Consider the following 15760-nt stretch of genomic DNA (forward strand, 5'->3'; position numbering starts at 1 on the left):
CCGCGGACGTGCGGGAGGCCCCGGTGCATCCGGGGCCTCCCGCCCTCCGGTCGGGGTCAGGACAGCCCGGAGCCCTCCTGGAACTCCGACTCCACGACGGCCCGCTCCTCGCGCAGCCGCATCACGTGCCGGCGGCGGGCCACCGCGCCGTACGCCCCGGCCGCGCTGGCGAGGAAGGCCAGCACGCCCACCCACGGGCGGTCGAAGGCATGCCCGCTCCAGTGGTCCAGCGAGTAGCGGCCCGGGCCGGCCAGACCCAGCGCCAGACCGGTCGCCCCCAGGAAGGCCGGGTACTCGTAGCCCCCGGAGGTGATGAAGAAGCCGGCCGGGGCGTGCACCGCGACGGCGCCGGCCATGGTGCCGGCCACCACCGAGCCGGCCACCGGCGTGGCCAGCCCGGCCACCAGCAGCGCGCCGCCGCCCGCCTCGCCGACGCCGGCGGCGAGGGCGCTCTGGCGCGCCGGATGGAAGCCCATGTGCTCCATCGCCTGGGCGGTGGCGTCGAGGCCGCCGCCCCCGAACCAGCCGAACAGCTTCTGGGTGCCGTGCGCGATCAGCACCCCGCCGACGGCGCCGCGCAGGGCCAGCAGGCCCAGGTCCTTACGGTTCAGACACATGTCGAATCCTCGTTCCAGCGGAGGGTGATCCGGCTTCCATGGGAGCCGAAAGGGCGTGCCGACTCGACTCGGGACCGCCATCCGGGCGAACATCGAGTCGTCGAGGAATACCGCCGCGCCCAGGAAGCGAGCCGATGAGCATCACCCGGCCCGAACCGCCCGTCTACGTCCTGGACGGCCGCGGGATCACCGACCGCGCCGCCTTCTACACCGCCCTCGGCGCCGCACTGAACGGCCCCGGCGGCTACTACGGCTCCAACCTCGACGCGCTGGCCGACTGCCTGCACGGCGGCTTCGGTCCCACGCCCCCGTTCACCCTGGTCTGGGAGGACGCCGGGACGGCCCGGCGGCACCTGACCGGCACCGTCGTCATCGGCGAGCGGCGGCTCGACTACTTCGGCGCGATCCTGGCCACCTTGCGCTCCGAGGGCGTGGCGGTCCAGCTCCGATGATCACCCCGGCCATCCTTGGCACATGTTCGTCTTCAACCTGAGCAGCGCCTTCATCGCCTTCTTCGCCGTGGTGGGACCGCCGAAGGTCCTGCTCTCCTTCGCCCGGCTGGCCGGCACCCGCAGCACCCGGGAGCTGCGCCGGCTGGCGGCCTGGTCCACCGTGATCTCGGCGGTGATCGGGCTGGTGCTCGCCTACACCGCCGACGCCGTCACCTCGCTGTTCCACATCAGCGACCAGTCGCTCCAGCTGGCCGGTGGCGTGATCTTCTTCATCTACGCCGTCGCGCTGGTCCTGGGCGTCCACCTGGGCGCCGGCGGCGACGAGGAGGACGAGCACCTGCGCAACCCGATGGTGGACGGCCTCCGCGAACTGCTGCTGCCCTACATCGCCAGCCCGCTGGCGGTCACCGCGGTACTGGTGGCCTCGCTCTTCAAGGACGACTGGGGCTGGCGGACCACCGTGGTGGGCGCCTACGTCGCGGTCGTGGTGATCAACTACTTCTGCGTGGCGGCCCTCGCGCCGTTGATGCAGCGCGCCCACCGCACCTCGTTGGAGGTGCTCTCCCGGCTCCTCGGTCTGCTGCTCGCGGCGGTCGGCGTCGAGCTCTTCCTGAACGGCCTGGCCGGCCTCGGCGTGCACATGGCCGAGGGCCACTGAGCGGGGACGGCGCCCCGGGGCCTCACGGCGCGACCACCGGGCGCCACGGCACCGGGCTGGAGAGGATCATCGAACTGGCCGGCTGCCCGTGGGCGCCGAGCCGGTCGATCAGCGCCTCGAAGTCCGCCATCGCGGGCACCGCGACCAGCAGGATGCAGCACGCCCCGCCGGTCACCCGGTGCAACTGCAGCACCTCCGGCCAGGTCGCCACCTCGGGATCGCGCAGCACGCAGCGCGGGCCGTAGCACTGGAGCTGGACCAGCGCGGTGATCGGCAGCCCGGCCCGGGCGGGGTCGACGTGCGCGTGGTAGCCGGCGATCACCCCGTCGGCCTCCAGACGGCGCACCCGCTCGGCGACGGCGGGTGCGGAGAGGCTCACCCGGCGGGAGAGTTCGTTGTACGAGAGCCGGGCGTCGGCCTGCAGCTCGGCCAGCAGGCGGCGGTCGACGGCGTCCATGGCGACTCCCGGGAGTTGTGGGCCGGCCGGCACTGCGGCGGGCCGTTCGGCGCAGGTCAGCGGGGTTCCGGCGGCGATTTCACGATCGTAAAGCCGATCGGCCCGAAGACCTCGCGAACGAAAGGTTCGGGCGCGGTTGCCGTGCCCGGAACCCATTCAAGAGCAGGCCGGGACCGCCGCACAATGGGGCCCCCGCAAGGGACGGGGTCATCAGGAGGGATCGGGATGGGGCACGACTCGGTGGAGACACCCAACCTGTCGTTCGTTCGGGGCGGCGAGCCGGGTCACGGCACCCCGTACGCGCGCTACGCCCGGCTCGCGGAGCTGCACAGCCTGCAGAACCCGCGCAGCAAGGTGCCGGCCGAGCTGTCGTTCATCGTCACCACCCAGGTGATGGAGCTGCTCTTCGGCCTGCTGCGGCACGAGTGGACGCTCGCCCAGCAGGCGCTGCGCGAGGACGACCTGCCGCAGGCGCTGGCCGCCCTGCGCCGGGGCACCCACGCCCAGGACGTGCTGGTGGAGTCCTGGGACCTGCTGGCGACCATGACGCCCCAGGAGTTCAACGCCTTCCGCTCGGTCTTCGGCGAGGCCTCGGGCTTCCAGTCCTCGGCCTTCCTGCACCTGGAGTTCCTGCTCGGCAACAAGAACGCCGCGCTGCTGCGGATGTACGACGAGGTGCCGCAGACGCGCGCCGAGCTGGCCGAGGCACTGCGCTCCGCCAGCCTGTACGACGACGCGCTGGCCCTGCTGGCCCGGCGCGGGCTCGCCGTGCCGCACGAGCCCTCCGAGCAGCGCCACCGGACCGACCCCGCGGTGGAGGCGGCCTGGCGCCGGGTCTACACCGACCCGGACCTCGCCTCCCTCCAGCCGCTCGCCGAGGCGCTGCTGGACGTGGCCGAGCGGGTGACCCGCTGGCGCCAGCGCCACCTGGCGGCGGTCCGGCGGGCGATGGGCGCCAAGCCGGGTTCGGGCGGCTCCAGCGGCCTGAGCTGGCTGCGCAAGGCCGCCGAGCAGGACGTCTTCCCCGAGCTGTGGTCCGTCCGGGACGAGATGTGAGCGAGCAGTGAGCGAGAGAGTGGGCAAGAAGGTGGGCATGATCACGCGCGAGGAGTGCGCGGCGCTGGACGCCGTCGACCCGCTGGCGGCGTTCCGCAAGGAGTTCGCCCTGCCGGACGGCGTCGTCTACCTGGACGGGAACTCGCTCGGCGCACTGCCGGCCCGCACCCCCGGCCGGGTGCGGCAGGTCGTCGAGGAGGAGTGGGGCCGCGAGCTGATCCGCAGCTGGAACGAGGCCGGCTGGTTCGAGCAGCCGTACCGGCTCGGCCGGCGGATCGCGCCGATGATCGGGGCCGAGCCGGAGGAGGTGGTGGTCTGCGACACCACCTCGGTCAACCTGTTCAAGGTGCTGACCGCCGCGCTGCGGCTGCGGCCCGGCCGCCGGACGGTGCTCGGCGACGGCGCGGCCTTCCCCACCGACCTGTACATCGCCGAGGGCGTGACCGCGCTCTTCGAGGGCGCGCGAAGCGTCCTGGTCGCGCCGGAGGAGCTGGACCGGCACCTGGGCGGGGACGTCGCCGCGGTCGTCCTCTCGCACGTGGACTACCGCACCGGCGAGCTGCTGGACATGCCCGGCATCACCGCCCGGGTGCAGGCCGCGGGGGCCCTGATGATCTGGGACGTCTGCCACTCGGTGGGCGCGCTCCCGGTCGAACTCGGCGCGGCCGGCGCGGATTTCGCCGTCGGCTGCACCTACAAGTACCTCAACGGCGGTCCCGGCTCGCCGGCCTTCCTCTACGTGGCCCGCCGGCACCTCGCGGCGGGGCCGCAGCAGCCGCTGAGCGGCTGGTTCGGGCACGCCCGCCCGTTCGCCTTCGAGCCCGGGTACGACCCGAAGGACGGCATCGGCCGCTTCCTCACCAGCTCGCCCTCGCTGCTCGGCCAGGCCGCCCTGGAGTCCTCCCTGGACGTCTGGGAGCAGGCCGACCTGGCCGCGGTACGGGCCAAGAGCCTGGCCCTGACCGACCTGTTCATCTCCCTGGTGGAGGGCCTGGACGGGATCGAGGTGGCCACCCCGCGCGAGCACGCCCGGCGCGGCAGCCAGGTGGCCCTGCGGCACGCCGACGGGTACCCGGTGGTGCAGGCGCTGATCGAGCGCGGGGTGATCGGGGACTTCCGCGCCCCGGACCTCATGCGGTTCGGCTTCACCCCGCTCTACCTCTCCCACACCGACGTCTGGGACGCCGCGCAGCAGCTGGCCGAGGTGCTGGAGAGCGGCGAGTGGCGCGAGGAGCGCTTCTCCCGCCGCGGCGAGGTGACCTGAGGCACGGGGTCTGCGAAGGCCCGGAGGCCGCCGGCCCGGTGACGGACATCCGTCGCCGGGCCGGTGGCCTTCCCCACACCGCCCGGCCCGGAAGGTTCATCGCAACACCCAAGGGCAGCATCCCTCATGACAGTTCGTCAGACCCCGGGAGGGATGCATGGACCTGGAGAAGCTCGGACCGCTGAAGCCCGAGCCGGCCGCACTGATCGTCGGCCTGGCCTGCTTCTTCCTGATGATCTGGCTGCTGGGGCGCAAGGTCCTGCCGCGGATCGAGCGGGTGCAGGCCGATCGCCGGGACGCCACCGAGGGCCGGCTGGAGCGTGCGGAGGAGCTCAACGCCGAGGCCGACCGGACCTACGAGGCCTACCGGAAGGTGCTGGCGGACGCCCGGCACGAGGCGGCGCGGATCCGGCAGGAGGCCGCCGAGCAGGGCGCGGCGCTCATCGCGACCGCCCGCGAGGAGGGCCTGCGGGAGCGCGACCGGCTGGTCGGCGAGGCGCACGCACAGATAGCCGTGGACCAGGCGCTCGCAGCCGTCACGCTCCGGCACGACGTGGGCGAGCTGGCCGTCGAGCTGGCCGGGCGGGTGGTCGGCGAGTCGGTGTCGGCCGTGGCCGCCGAGCGCGCGACGGTGGCGCGCTTCTTCGACGAGCACTGAGGGCACGCGCCGGACGGCCCCTCGCCGGCGCACGGGGCGCTGGCGAGGGGCCGTCCGGCGCTGCGGGGCCTGCTCAGCTGTGCCGGCCGCGGCGGCGGGCGGCCAGGACGCCGAGTCCGCCGAGGGCCAGCAGGCCGGCGCCGGCCAGGCCGAGGACGACCGGGCCGTCGCCCCCTCCGGTCGACGGCAGTTCGGCGCCGCCGGTCGGCGAGCCGCCGGTCGGCCGGTGGCTGGTGGGGCGGTGGCCGGTCGGGTGCGTGGTCGCGCCGGTCGGCGAGGCGCTCGACGAGCCGGACTGCGTCCAGGTGGGGGTCGGGGAGGTCGGACTCGGCGACGTCGGCTTCGGCGAGGTCGTGGTCGGCTTCGGCGAGGTGGAGGTGGGCTTCGGGGAGGTGGTGGTCGGCTTCGGGGAGGCGGTGGTCGAGGTCGGCTTCGGGCTCGGCGAGGTCGGGGAGGGGGACGGCGAGGTCGGCGACGGGCTCGGCGTCGCGGTGCAGTCCGGCAGGTCCCCGTCGAAGGGGTAGCTGTGGATCTCGTAGCCGCCGCTGCCGGTCTGGACCAGGTTGCCGGCCAGGTAGACCCGGCCGTTCACGCCGGGCATGGCGATGGTGGTGGTCGAGGCCGGGTTGCCGGCCATCACGGAGCCCTGGAACTGTGCACCGCCCAGCAGCCGCGCGGTGGTGGCCGTGGGGAAGTTCCACAGCAGTCGGGGGCGCAGCTCGGTGATCCGGTCCCCCGGCAGGCCGGTGCCGGTGTAGGTGTTGATGATCGCGTCGTCCGGCAGGACGTTGACCACCACGGTGGCGCCGGCGGGGATGCCGGTGAAGACCAGGCCGATCTGCCGGGTCGCCGTGCCGAGGTTCCGGTCGACGTTGAAGACCTGCCGCTTGCTGGTCCCGTCGCCGGCGAAGGTCGCCTCGCTGTTCGTCACGGTGACGGTGCCGGTGGCGGTCGCCCTGCCGGTGCAGGTGGAGATCTCCTCGATCCGGGTCCGCAGCCCCAGGAAGGGCCCGACGGCGCCCGCGTCCCTGATCGCCCGCCCGGTGGGATCGATGTTGACCGTACCGCTGAGGTCGCCCGCATGACGCAGGTTGCCGAAGGCCCGGTGCGTGGAGTCGCTGCCGCCGATGAGGATCCGGTTGCCGGACTTCACGTCCACGTCGCCGCCGACGGTGACGAAGTCGCTCCCGTCGGGCGGCACCACCCTCGAACCGACGCCCACCACACCCATGTTGAAGGCACCGCCGCCCTGGCTCCTGTCCACGGTGAGGTCGCCGAGGGTGACGATCCGGCCCTCCACCTCGGCGGCCCGGCCGGTGACCGTGTAGTCGCCGCCGGTGAAGACGTTGATCGTGGCGTCCCGCCCGGCGAAGTCGCCGTTGTGCGGGGGCGTGGGCCAGGTGGCCGGGCAGTCGGGCCCGGTGCAGGCACCCAGCGGCGGCGCCAGCGGGGCGGCTGAACCGGCCGTCAGCACGGCGGCCATCGGCAGTGCGGCGACCGCGGTCGCCACGCCGATCCGGACGGCACGGCGCCGCCGGACCGCGACCGGCCCCCTGGTGGCGGTTGTCCTCTGTTCCGGCGTACCGGCGCTGCCCTGACCCATCGAAACGTCCTCCGCACCGCGAAGGGGGCAGGCCACACGGCTCTGCCCCGCAGCTCACTTGACACCGGATCACGTCCGGCAGATCCACGACATAAGTCACGAAATCGGACGAAACATACCCTACGGACCATCAACACCGATCCGGCAATCATCCGGACGGGCCAACGCCCCCGGCGCCTGCGCGTCCGGTTAGGTTGGGGGCATGACTTCCGAGGACCAGGACCCGCACGCCCCGATCGCCGCCGTGTCGGCCAGCGCGGACGTGCTGCGGCACCCCGCAGCCGGCGAGCACCTGCTCACCGCGGTCGAGCGCCAGCGCGCCGCGCGGTTCCGGCAGGAATCCGGCCGGGTGGACTTCACGGCCGCGCACATCCTGGTCCGGCTCTGCGCCGCCCGCCTGCTCGGCGTGCCGGCCGACACGATCACGCTGGCCCAGAACTGCCCGGACTGCGGCAAGGCCGACCACGGCCGCCCGTCCCTCCCGGACCACCCGGACGTCCACGTGAGCCTCTCGCACACCCACGGCGTGGTCGCGGCCGCCGCCGGCCACCACCCGGTCGGCGTCGACGTCGAGCTGACGGCGCGCAGCGGCTCGCTCCTCCAGGTCGCCGGCCGGGTGCTCGCCCCCGCGGAGCTGCGGCAGGTGGAGGCGCACCCGGAGCCGGGCCGGGCGTTCCTGCGGCAGTGGGTGCGCAAGGAGTCGCTGATCAAGCTCGGGCGGACCAGCCTGGACGGGCTCGCGGAGGTCGACCTCTCCGCGCTGCCGCTGGACGTCCCGCCCGGCCGGCCGCTGCGCAGCCGCTACCAGGACCTCCACCTGGTGGACTGGACCGACCCCGTCCGGGGCGCGGTGGTCTGCGCGGCGAGCACCGCCGCCCCGCGCATCGTGGTGCTGGCGCCCGAGGCCGGCTGAGGCCTCGGAGGCCAGGACCGGCGGGGGCCTCCCACCGCCTCCCGAGCCGCGGACCCGCGCCGAGGACCTCCGGATAAGCGGTGTTAGCGTGCGTGCTCGGGGCCGGAACCGCACGCCCCGGCTGCCCGTGCCGCCGCACCGGCGCGCAGCCCCCGTTGGACCCAAGGGGTGTCCCCGCGATGGCCAAGTTCCTGCTGAGCCTGCACGTCCTCGCCTCGGTGCTGTTCATCGGCCCCGTCGCGGTGGCCGTCAGCATGTTCCCGCGGAAGGCCCGGGCCGCACTGGCCGGCGGGCCCGACCGGGCGGCCGACGCGGGGATCCTGCGCACGCTGCACCGGATCACCCAGGTCTACGCGCTGCTGGGGATAGCCGTCCCGGTGATGGGCATCGGCGTCGCCCAGGTGATGGACGTGCTCGGGCAGTCCTGGCTGATCGTCTCGATGGTGCTCACCGCGCTCGCGGGCCTCTCGCTGCTGCTCTTCGTCCTGCCCGCGCAGCAGGCCGCGGTGGACGCGCTCGACCTCGACGCCGAGGCGGCGGAGCACGGCAAGGCCGTCCAGGGCCTGAAGCTGCTGCCGATGACGGCCGGGGTGTTCAACCTGCTCTGGGCCGTGGTGGTGGTTCTGATGATCATCCGCCCCGGATCCACTACCGGAGTCTGATCCACGGCGGCCGGCGTTCCCCGCATGAACGGCGCGGGGGCGGCGGGGACGACGAGGACGACGGGCAAGTCGGGGGGCCGCAACCGCTCCGGCGGGCGGCGACACCGCCGCCGGCGTGGGGGCGCTGCTGCGCGGCCGGCGCGAACGGCGACGGCTCAGCCGGCTCCGACCGGCGCTCCGGGCCGACTCCTCGGCCCGGCACATCAGCTCACGGCCCGGCCCGCCGGTCCCGGGGGCCCGCCACGCCCGCCGGGCCGGCGGCGTTCAGCACGATGCCCGCCCGCTTGACGGCCCGTCCGACGATCGCCGTCTCGGCCCGGGTGATGCCGAGCGGGCCGAGCGTCCCGGTGACGAAGCGGTAGAGGCCGGCGTGGTCCGGGCAGAACACGGTGGCCATCAGGTTCGCCGGGCCGCTGGTGGCGAACACCCCGTGCACCCGGGGGTGGCCGGCCAGTGCCGCCCCGACCTCGGCGAGCCGGCCCGGGGGCACGTCGAGCCAGAGGTTGGCGTCCACGGCCATGCCCAGCAGGCGCGGGTCGATCGTGGTGTGGGTGCGCAGCAGCCCGCCCTCGGCCAGCCGGTGCAGCCGGCGGCGGACGGTCGACTCGGGCGCGCCGACCGCCGCCGCCAGCGCGGCGTGGGACTGCCGGGCGTCGGTGCCGAGCCCCGCCAGCAGTGCGCGGTCCAGCGCGTCGAGCGGCGTCTCCACCGCCGCCGGCCGCGGGACGGACGGCGGTGCCAGGGCGGCCGCCTCGGCCTCGTCCAGGTAACCGGCCCGCCACTGGCCGGCGTCGGCGTAGGCGTGCAGCACGGCGTGGGCGGTGGTCTCGGTGACCGCCGCCGTGGCGGGCAGCTGCCCGTAGAGCAGCCGGTCGCGGGAGCCGGCATCGCTGAGCACCACCGCGCCGACCTCCTGGCCACCGAGCATCACGTCGACGAACGGCACGTCCGACCGGTCGGCCAGCGCCCGCGCGATGGTGTCGACCTTGCCGCGGAGCACCCGGACCCGCAGCAGCAGGGCACCGACCGCCGCGTCCTCGATGTCGGGCATCCGGACCACCCGCAGCAGCCCGGACTGCTGGAGCCGGGCGAGGCGGCGGGTGACCGTGCGGGCCGAGACGCCGAGCACCTCGGCGATCCGGCCGGTCTCGGCCCGGCCGTCGACCTGGAGCGCGCAGACCAGCCGGCGGTCGAGGACGTCCAACACGGTGTCCGGATCAGCTGCTGAGAGGTCCACGGTGTCCGATCTCCGTCGTCCGGCCCGGTTCGAGCGTCCTGTTCGGCAGCCATGACGGTACTCCTTGTCCTGAAGCGAGCAGAGCCCGGCCGGTGGGGAAGTCCCGCTCGGCCCGGGGACGCAAGGAGGGGAGTCGGCGATGAACGACGAGGTCCGGGAGCTCAGGGAGCTGCTGCCGGGTGTCGAGGCGGCGGTCCGGGCGGTGGGCGCGCGGCTGGCTGCAGTGCGCCCGGCCGAGCCGGTCCCCGGGAGGACGGTGGCGGAGGCGATGGCGCACTTCGCCGAACTGGACGGCCCGGCCGCCGCCGAGCTGCGGGCCCGGCTGGCCGAACTCCGGCCGGGGGCGGGCTGGGTGGCGGACGAGTTGGAGGGCACGGTGCCGTCCGAGGGCGAGTGGTGGCTCTGCGACGCCACCGACGGCGCCGTGCAGTACCTGCTCGGGCAACAGCAGTGGGCGGTCACCGCCACCCTGGTCCGGGACGGGGCCGCGGTGCTGGCCGTGGTGCACGCGCCGCAGCTCGGCGGGCGGACCTACCGCGCGGTGCGGGGCGGCGGGGCCGAGCTGGACGGGCGGCCCGTCGCGCCGCTGGAGCGGGAGCTCGCGGTGGCCGTCGCCGGAACCAGCCAGCCGCCGCGGGTGGCCGCGGACGGCCCGGCGCTGCGCCGGGCCGGCGCCTCGCTGACGGCGGTACTGGCCGAGGTGTTGGCGGTGCGCAACCTCGGGCCGACCGCGCTGCAGGTGGCGCAGGTGGGATCCGGACACCTGACGCTGTTCTGGGAGTACGGGGCGGACGCGGTCAACCTGCTGCCGGGGGCGCTGATCGCCGCCGAGGCGGGGGCTGCGGTGACGGACGCCGCCGGGGCGGTCTGGTCGACCGCCTCCGACAGCTTCCTCGCCGCCCCGCCCGGGCTGCACGCGGAGGTGCTCCGGGTGCTCGCCACCGTGGCGTGAGCCCGTCGGGGCGGTGGGCCGTGCCGGGGCGGTGGGCCGTGCCGGGGCGGTGGGCTGCGCCGGGGCGGTGGGCTGCGCCGTACGGCCGCCGGGCCGCCCGTCAGCCCGTCAGCCGGCCGGGTGCGCGGGCAGGCCGAACAGCCGGGCCGCGTTGTCGTGGCAGACCGCCCGCAGCCACTCCTCCCCCAGCCCCAGCCGCTCCAGCGCCTCCAGCTGGTGCCGGTACCGGTACGGGATATTGGGGAAGTCGCTGCCGAGCAGGATCCGCTCCCGGAGCCCCGCCAGGCGTGGCAGTTCGGCGGGCGGGAACGGCGTGTCGCGCTCGGCGAAGTCGGTGAAGGCGATGGTGGTGTCGAGCCGGACCTCCGGGTACCGCTCGGCGAGGTCGAGGAAGTCGGTGTACTCCGGCATCCCGAGGTGGGCCACCACCAGCCGCAGCCGCGGGTGCCGGGCGAGCACCGCGCCGATCGGCCCCGCACCGGTGTGCTTGCCGGGCACGGGCCCCGAGCCGCAGTGCGTCACCACCGGCGTGCCGGTCTCGGCCAGCAGGCCCCAGACCTCGTCGAGCAGCCGGTCCGCCGGGTCGTACCCGCCGACCTGCAGGTGCGCCTTGAACACCCGGGCGCCCTCCGCGAGCGCCCGGGCCACGTACCCGGGCGCGCCGGGCTCCGGGAAGAAGGTGGCGGTGTGCAGGCAGTCCGGGGTGCGGGCGGCGAATCCCGCGGCCCAGCCGTTGAGCCAGTCCGCCATGCCGGGCTTGTGCGGGTAGAGCATGGACGTGAACGCCCGGACGCCGAAGTCCCGCAGCCGGCCGACCCGTTCGTCCTCGGCCTCGCGGTAGGTGATCGGCCACGGCCGGTCCACCAGCGGGCCGGCCGCGTCGAAGTACGCCCACACCTTGTCCAGGACGTTCTGCGGCATGAAGTGGGTGTGCACGTCGACCAGGCCGGGGAGGCCGAGGCCCTGCCAGAAGGCGCGGACCTCGGCCGCCTCCACCTCCGCGCCGTCTCGCCGCCCGGCGGCGCCGGCCTGCCCGGCGGCGTCGCCCTGCCCGGCGGCGTCGACCGCCCTGGGCGGGGCGTCGCCCTGACCGTTCGTCTGCCGCCCGGGGCTGCCCGGGTTCCCGGTACTGCCCGGGTGCCCGGTACTGCCCGGGTGCCCGCCGCTCATGCGGGCACCGGGCGGGCACGGTCGATGATCGCCCCGGCGTCCACACCCGCGGGCAGCGTGCCGAAGGCGGCACCGTGGTCGCCACTGAGGCGGGAGGCGCAGAAGGCGTCGGCCACCGCCGGGTCGCCGTGGCGCACCAGCAGCGAGCCCTGGAAGGCCAGCGCCATCGACTCGACCAGCCGGCGGGTGCGGAACTCCAGCTCGCCCGGGTCGGCGAGCTGCTTGCGCAGGTCGGCCACCGCCGCGTCGAGGCGGCGGTCCCCACCGGCCGCCGCGTCCAGCTCGCCGAGGAAGGCCTCGACGGTCTCCGGGCGCCTGGCCATGGCGCGCAGGGCGTCCAGGGCGGCCACGTTGCCCGAGCCCTCCCAGATCGAGACCAGCGGCGCCTCCCGGTAGAGCCGGGGCATGCCGGACTCCTCGACGTACCCGTTGCCCCCGAGGCACTCCAGCGCCTCGGCGGCGTGCGCCGGACCCCGCTTGCAGACCCAGTACTTGCTCACCGCCAGCCCGAGCCGCCGGACCAGCGCCTCGGTGCCGTCCCCGGCCAGCGCGCCGTCGGTGGTCTGGGCGAGGCGCATCGCGACCGTGGTGGCCGCCTCCGACTCGACGACCAGGTCGGCGAGCACGTTGCGCATCAACGGCTGGTCGACCAGCGCCCGGCCGAACGCCCGCCGGTGGAGCGCGTGGTGCACAGCCCGGGTGGCCCCCAGGCGCATGCCGGAGGCGGCGCCGATGGTGCAGTCGAGCCGGGTCATGTTGACCATCTCGATGATGGTCGGCACACCGCGCCCCTCCTCGCCGACCAGCCACCCGACCGCGCCGTCGTACTCGATCTCGGCGGAGGCGTTGGACTTGTTGCCCAGCTTGTCCTTGAGCCGCTGCAGGTGGAAGCGGTTGCGCCCGCCGTCGGGCAGGATCCGCGGCACCATGAAGCAGCTGAGTCCGCCCGGCGCCTGGGCGAGCGTCAGGAAGAGGTCGGACATCGGCGCCGAGGTGAACCACTTGTGCCCGGTGAGCCGGTAGGTGCCGTCCGCGTGCGGGACGGCGGTGGTGGTGTTGGTCCGTACGTCCGAGCCACCCTGCTTCTCGGTCATCGACATCCCGGCGATGAGCCCGCGCTTGCCGTGCGGCTCGCGCAGCCCGAAGTCGTACTCCCGGGAGGCCAGCAGCGGCTCCAGTTCGGCCGCCAGCGACGGGGTCGCGCGCAGGGCCGGGACGGCGGCGTAGGTCATCGAGACCGGGCAGGTGTGGCCGGCCTCGACCTGGCCCCAGACGAGGAACTTGGCCGCGCGGGCGGAGTGCGCGCCCGGCCGGTCGTCCTGCCACGGGGCGGCGTGCAGGCCGTGGCCGACGGCGGTGCGCATCAGCTCGTGCCAGTGCGGGTGGAACTCAACCTCGTCGATCCGGTGCCCGAAGCGGTCGTGGGTGCGCAGGACGGGCGGGTTCTCGTTGGCCAGCCGGCCCCACTCGGCGGCCTGCTCGGAGCCGGCCAGGCGACCGAGCTCGTGCAGCTCGTCCTCGGCCCAGCCGGCGCCGGCCCGGTGCAGGGCGGCGATCAGGGCCGGGTCGGCGGCGGTGTCGTGTCCGTACGGCAGGGGCACCTGGTTGGTGACCTCATGCGTCGCTGTCATCGCGTCCTCCCAGGGCACGCAGGGTGAAGGAGACCAGAGCGGGGACGACGTCGGGCAGGGCGTCCCGTGGAGCGGGTGCGGCCGTCGGCGCCGGTGCCGTTGCCGGCGCTCGGCCGTGTGCCGGAGCTTGCGCTCGGTCCTGTGCCGTTGCCGGCGCTCGGCCGTGTGCCGGTGGTGCGGGGGCGGCTGCCAGCGGCCCGGCCAGCGCCTCGCCGACCGCACCGACGATCGCGGCGGCGGTCAGCTCCGGGTCCTGCCGGGGCAGCCGGCCGGCCGCCAGCGCGACCGCGATCTCGGCGGCGATCACGTCGCGGAAGGCCCGCCGGAAGACCAGCCGCTCGCTGTCCACGACGGCATCGGCCGGCTCGACCAGCAGCGCGTGGGCAAGCCGCGGGGCGCGCAGGGCACGGGCGGCGAAGGTCTCCACCACGGCCGCGATCCGCTGTTCTGGGGTCTCGCGGCGGGCGACGGCCTCGTGGACGGCGTCGATCTCCCGGTTCACCACCCGGCGGAACAGCTCGACCGACAGCTCCGCCTTGTTGGCGAAGTGCTGGTAGAGGCTGCCGGTGGCGATCCCGGCGCGGTCCGCCACCGCCGCCATCGAGCAGCCGCCGTACCCGCGCTCGGCGAGCAGCCCGACGGCGGCCTGGAGCACCGCTTCGCGCTGGGCGTCGAGCCGGGCTTGGACGGCGGGCGTGCGTCGGTAGGCCATGGAAGCATTGAAGCACTGATTCAGCGCTTCGGGGAGGGGGCGCGCGCCCGGGAGGGGGGGCGCGCCCGGGAGGGAGCACTCAGGGGAGGGGGCGCGCACGGAGCATGGACGGAGCATCACACTCACGAGCATGCGAAGGGGCCACCCCCGGCGCGCTGCCGGCGGGTGGCCCCGAAGGGACAGGCCTTAGGGGCGGTCCCGCTCCACCTTCAGGCCCTCCTCGTCCAGCGGGCCGAACGGCGGGATCCGGTGGCTCTGAGCGAGCGAACGCGCGCCTGCGGCGTCGGCCAGGCCGGCCCACTCCAGCACCTTGGCGGTGGCCTCCGCCGACTCCGCCGCCGGCAGCTTGCCGATGTTGGAGCCGTGGTTGCCGCCGGGCACGGTGTAGACGTAGCTGTCCTCACTGCCCCAGCCCAGCCGGAACGGCTCGGCGCCCCACGGATCGTTCTGCCCGTAGACGAAGATGATCCGCTCGGCGGAGTGCCGCACCCAGCGGTCGATGTCGCGCATCGCGGACGGATCGAAGCGCATCGGGATGTCCTTCGGCACGTACGTCCGCGGCGAGTACAGCTCCTTGAAGTCGTAGTTCAGCACGCCCTTGAGGTGCGGCACGGCGAAGGTGGGCGAGCCCAGCTCGGTGCCCGCCTGGTAGTAGTACGGCGTGTAGGCGGCGAGCGACTGGTCGCTGTTGCCGGTGATGCCGACCTGCTCGTCGAACCACGCGTACAGCTGGTCGTCGGTGGCGGTGGCTGCGGCCGGCACCTTGGCGCAGTCCGCCTCGGTGCTGTACTGCCAGAACGCCCAGACCGTGTCGAGCACCCCGGCCTCGTACGCCCGGTCGGCGCTGCCCGTGGTGGCGAACGTCGAACCCGCGGCGGCGTTGTCGGCCACGTAGCGGGCCTCCAGGCGGTCGCGGCGGACCAGCAGCTCGCGCTGGGCCGCCGACAGCGCGGCGCGGCACTCCGGCGTGCCGACGTTCTGGAAGAACTCGGTGTAGGCGGAGTCCTCGCGGTTGTCGACGTCGTTCGGCGCGACGTAGGCGATGGTGCCGTTCACGTCGTCGGGGAAGAAGCGGCGGTGGTAGGTGGAGGACATCCCGCCCTTGCTGGCCCCGGTGGAGAGCCACTCGCGCTGGTAGATCCGCTTGAGCGCGGTGATGATCCGGTGCGAGTCGGTGGCGGCCTGCCGGATGCCGGCCTTCGTCCAGTCGGCGGGCTCCGGGCGGGACGGCGTGAAGTAGCGGTACTCGATCGAGACCTGGTTGCCGTCGGTCAGCCGGGCCGGCTCGGTGCGGGACGGCGTGGTGCGCAGCGTGTAGCCGTTGGTGTAGAAGACGGTCGGGCGGTCGTACCCGCGGTGCAGCACGCTCAGCCGCTGCTGGAAGGTGCCCAGCCAGGGACGGAAGTGGTCGATCGGCTGGGTGTAGGTGAGCAGGAAGTAGCGGTGCTCGGCGTCGCCCGCGGGCTTCTCCTCGGTGACGGTCATGCCCGGGATCGCCGCGAGCCGGGCCTTGACGTCGGCCGAGGGGTCGTCGGCGACGGAGCCGGCGGCACCGGGGGCACCGGCGACCGCCCCCGGATCGGGCTGCGCCAGGGCGGGCGTCGCCGCGCCCAGGCCGATCAGCGGTATGAGCAGGACGGCGGCCAGCAGCCTTCTGAGCTTGGTTGACATCAACTCTCCATCGATTCAACGGAACTGTCGGACACTCTCCGGCAGCC

General features: G+C 74.6%; 16 protein-coding genes. 8 read left to right on the top strand and 8 right to left on the bottom strand.

Annotation, left to right across the window (positions count from 1 at the left end):
• Positions 1 to 56: 56 nt before the first annotated feature.
• The gene (locus tag MCM47_RS03105) at positions 57 to 617 is read right to left on the bottom strand and encodes a DoxX family protein (RefSeq protein WP_238740695.1); all 561 of its coding nucleotides are present in this window, start codon (positions 615 to 617) and stop codon (positions 57 to 59) included.
• A gap of 134 nt (positions 618 to 751) precedes the next feature.
• On the opposite strand from MCM47_RS03105, the gene MCM47_RS03110 reads away from it, so the two are divergent.
• Together MCM47_RS03110 and MCM47_RS03115 are read left to right on the top strand one after the other, a co-directional pair.
• Positions 752 to 1069, top strand: a complete 318-nt coding sequence (locus MCM47_RS03110) for a barstar family protein (RefSeq protein ID WP_308222275.1) — start codon at positions 752 to 754, stop codon at positions 1067 to 1069.
• Positions 1070 to 1091: 22 nt separating this feature from the next.
• Positions 1092 to 1727: a MarC family protein gene (locus MCM47_RS03115; protein ID WP_238740697.1), complete on the top strand. Its 636-nt coding sequence runs from the start codon at positions 1092 to 1094 to the stop codon at positions 1725 to 1727.
• A 22-nt stretch (positions 1728 to 1749) separates the two neighbouring features.
• On the opposite strand, the gene MCM47_RS03120 is transcribed toward MCM47_RS03115, so the two are convergent.
• Positions 1750 to 2184: an Lrp/AsnC family transcriptional regulator gene (locus MCM47_RS03120; protein ID WP_238740699.1), complete on the bottom strand. Its 435-nt coding sequence runs from the start codon at positions 2182 to 2184 to the stop codon at positions 1750 to 1752.
• Positions 2185 to 2409: 225 nt separating this feature from the next.
• Here MCM47_RS03120 and MCM47_RS03125 point away from each other — a divergent pair, with 225 nt between their 5' ends.
• From MCM47_RS03125 to atpF, 3 genes are all read left to right on the top strand, one after another.
• On the top strand, positions 2410 to 3240 hold the full coding sequence (locus MCM47_RS03125) for a tryptophan 2,3-dioxygenase (RefSeq protein WP_238740700.1): 831 nt from the start codon (positions 2410 to 2412) through the stop codon (positions 3238 to 3240).
• A gap of 37 nt (positions 3241 to 3277) precedes the next feature.
• On the top strand, positions 3278 to 4504 hold the full coding sequence (gene kynU / locus MCM47_RS03130) for a kynureninase (protein WP_238741497.1): 1227 nt from the start codon (positions 3278 to 3280) through the stop codon (positions 4502 to 4504).
• Between the two features lie 157 nt (positions 4505 to 4661).
• Entirely contained in the window at positions 4662 to 5162 is a 501-nt protein-coding gene (gene atpF, locus MCM47_RS03135) for a F0F1 ATP synthase subunit B (RefSeq protein WP_238740702.1), read from the top strand.
• A 73-nt stretch (positions 5163 to 5235) separates the two neighbouring features.
• On the opposite strand, the gene MCM47_RS03140 is transcribed toward atpF, so the two are convergent.
• A complete protein-coding gene (locus MCM47_RS03140) occupies positions 5236 to 6765 on the bottom strand; it encodes a choice-of-anchor A family protein (protein ID WP_238740704.1) in 1530 nt (509 codons plus the stop codon).
• A 202-nt stretch (positions 6766 to 6967) separates the two neighbouring features.
• On the opposite strand from MCM47_RS03140, the gene MCM47_RS03145 reads away from it, so the two are divergent.
• Together MCM47_RS03145 and MCM47_RS03150 are read left to right on the top strand one after the other, a co-directional pair.
• On the top strand, positions 6968 to 7678 hold the full coding sequence (locus tag MCM47_RS03145; RefSeq protein WP_238740706.1) for a 4'-phosphopantetheinyl transferase superfamily protein: 711 nt from the start codon (positions 6968 to 6970) through the stop codon (positions 7676 to 7678).
• 179 nt (positions 7679 to 7857) lie between these two features.
• A complete protein-coding gene (locus MCM47_RS03150) occupies positions 7858 to 8340 on the top strand; it encodes a DUF2269 family protein (RefSeq protein WP_238740708.1) in 483 nt (160 codons plus the stop codon).
• 208 nt (positions 8341 to 8548) lie between these two features.
• Here the strand turns inward: MCM47_RS03150 and MCM47_RS03160 are convergent, their stop codons facing one another.
• Complete coding sequence (locus MCM47_RS03160; protein WP_238740710.1) at positions 8549 to 9577, bottom strand: Lrp/AsnC family transcriptional regulator; 1029 nt, start codon at positions 9575 to 9577, stop codon at positions 8549 to 8551.
• A gap of 139 nt (positions 9578 to 9716) precedes the next feature.
• Between MCM47_RS03160 and MCM47_RS03165 the strand changes: the two genes are divergently transcribed.
• A complete protein-coding gene (locus MCM47_RS03165) occupies positions 9717 to 10529 on the top strand; it encodes an inositol monophosphatase family protein (protein WP_238740712.1) in 813 nt (270 codons plus the stop codon).
• Positions 10530 to 10637: 108 nt separating this feature from the next.
• Here MCM47_RS03165 and MCM47_RS03170 read toward each other — a convergent pair whose 3' ends face one another.
• The 4 genes from MCM47_RS03170 to MCM47_RS03185 form a co-directional block, all read right to left on the bottom strand.
• A complete protein-coding gene (locus MCM47_RS03170; protein ID WP_238740714.1) occupies positions 10638 to 11699 on the bottom strand; it encodes an amidohydrolase family protein in 1062 nt (353 codons plus the stop codon).
• Positions 11696 to 13330: an acyl-CoA dehydrogenase family protein gene (locus MCM47_RS03175; RefSeq protein ID WP_238740716.1), complete on the bottom strand. Its 1635-nt coding sequence runs from the start codon at positions 13328 to 13330 to the stop codon at positions 11696 to 11698. Before MCM47_RS03175 ends, MCM47_RS03170 begins: the two co-directional genes overlap by 4 nt.
• Positions 13314 to 14042 carry a TetR/AcrR family transcriptional regulator gene (locus MCM47_RS03180; RefSeq protein ID WP_238740718.1) on the bottom strand — a complete coding sequence of 243 codons (729 nt, stop codon included), beginning with the start codon at positions 14040 to 14042 and terminating at the stop codon, positions 13314 to 13316. The genes MCM47_RS03175 and MCM47_RS03180 overlap by 17 nt, the downstream gene beginning before the upstream one ends.
• A 186-nt stretch (positions 14043 to 14228) precedes the next feature.
• On the bottom strand, positions 14229 to 15713 hold the full coding sequence (locus tag MCM47_RS03185; RefSeq protein WP_238740720.1) for a S28 family serine protease: 1485 nt from the start codon (positions 15711 to 15713) through the stop codon (positions 14229 to 14231).
• Positions 15714 to 15760: the final 47 nt, after the last annotated feature.

Origin of the sequence: Kitasatospora sp. A2-31 (assembly GCF_022288725.1) — a bacterium.
Taxonomy (GTDB): Bacteria; Actinomycetota; Actinomycetes; order Streptomycetales; family Streptomycetaceae; genus Kitasatospora.

Excerpts from the sequence above, each read along its gene's own strand:
- MCM47_RS03165 (WP_238740712.1), top strand. The coding sequence starts at position 9,717 with ATGAACGACGAGGTCCGGGAGCTCAGGGAGCTGCTGCCGGGTGTCGAG.
- MCM47_RS03140 (WP_238740704.1), bottom strand. The coding sequence starts at position 6,765 with ATGGGTCAGGGCAGCGCCGGTACGCCGGAACAGAGGACAACCGCCACC.
- MCM47_RS03170 (WP_238740714.1), bottom strand. The coding sequence starts at position 11,699 with ATGAGCGGCGGGCACCCGGGCAGTACCGGGCACCCGGGCAGTACCGGG.
- MCM47_RS03110 (WP_308222275.1), top strand. The coding sequence starts at position 752 with ATGAGCATCACCCGGCCCGAACCGCCCGTCTACGTCCTGGACGGCCGC.
- MCM47_RS03125 (WP_238740700.1), top strand. The coding sequence starts at position 2,410 with ATGGGGCACGACTCGGTGGAGACACCCAACCTGTCGTTCGTTCGGGGC.
- MCM47_RS03115 (WP_238740697.1), top strand. The coding sequence starts at position 1,092 with ATGTTCGTCTTCAACCTGAGCAGCGCCTTCATCGCCTTCTTCGCCGTG.
- MCM47_RS03150 (WP_238740708.1), top strand. The coding sequence starts at position 7,858 with ATGGCCAAGTTCCTGCTGAGCCTGCACGTCCTCGCCTCGGTGCTGTTC.
- MCM47_RS03145 (WP_238740706.1), top strand. The coding sequence starts at position 6,968 with ATGACTTCCGAGGACCAGGACCCGCACGCCCCGATCGCCGCCGTGTCG.
- atpF (WP_238740702.1), top strand. The coding sequence starts at position 4,662 with ATGGACCTGGAGAAGCTCGGACCGCTGAAGCCCGAGCCGGCCGCACTG.
- kynU (WP_238741497.1), top strand. The coding sequence starts at position 3,278 with ATGATCACGCGCGAGGAGTGCGCGGCGCTGGACGCCGTCGACCCGCTG.
- MCM47_RS03120 (WP_238740699.1), bottom strand. The coding sequence starts at position 2,184 with ATGGACGCCGTCGACCGCCGCCTGCTGGCCGAGCTGCAGGCCGACGCC.
- MCM47_RS03105 (WP_238740695.1), bottom strand. The coding sequence starts at position 617 with ATGTGTCTGAACCGTAAGGACCTGGGCCTGCTGGCCCTGCGCGGCGCC.
- MCM47_RS03185 (WP_238740720.1), bottom strand. The coding sequence starts at position 15,713 with ATGTCAACCAAGCTCAGAAGGCTGCTGGCCGCCGTCCTGCTCATACCG.
- MCM47_RS03180 (WP_238740718.1), bottom strand. The coding sequence starts at position 14,042 with ATGGCCTACCGACGCACGCCCGCCGTCCAAGCCCGGCTCGACGCCCAG.
- MCM47_RS03175 (WP_238740716.1), bottom strand. The coding sequence starts at position 13,330 with ATGACAGCGACGCATGAGGTCACCAACCAGGTGCCCCTGCCGTACGGA.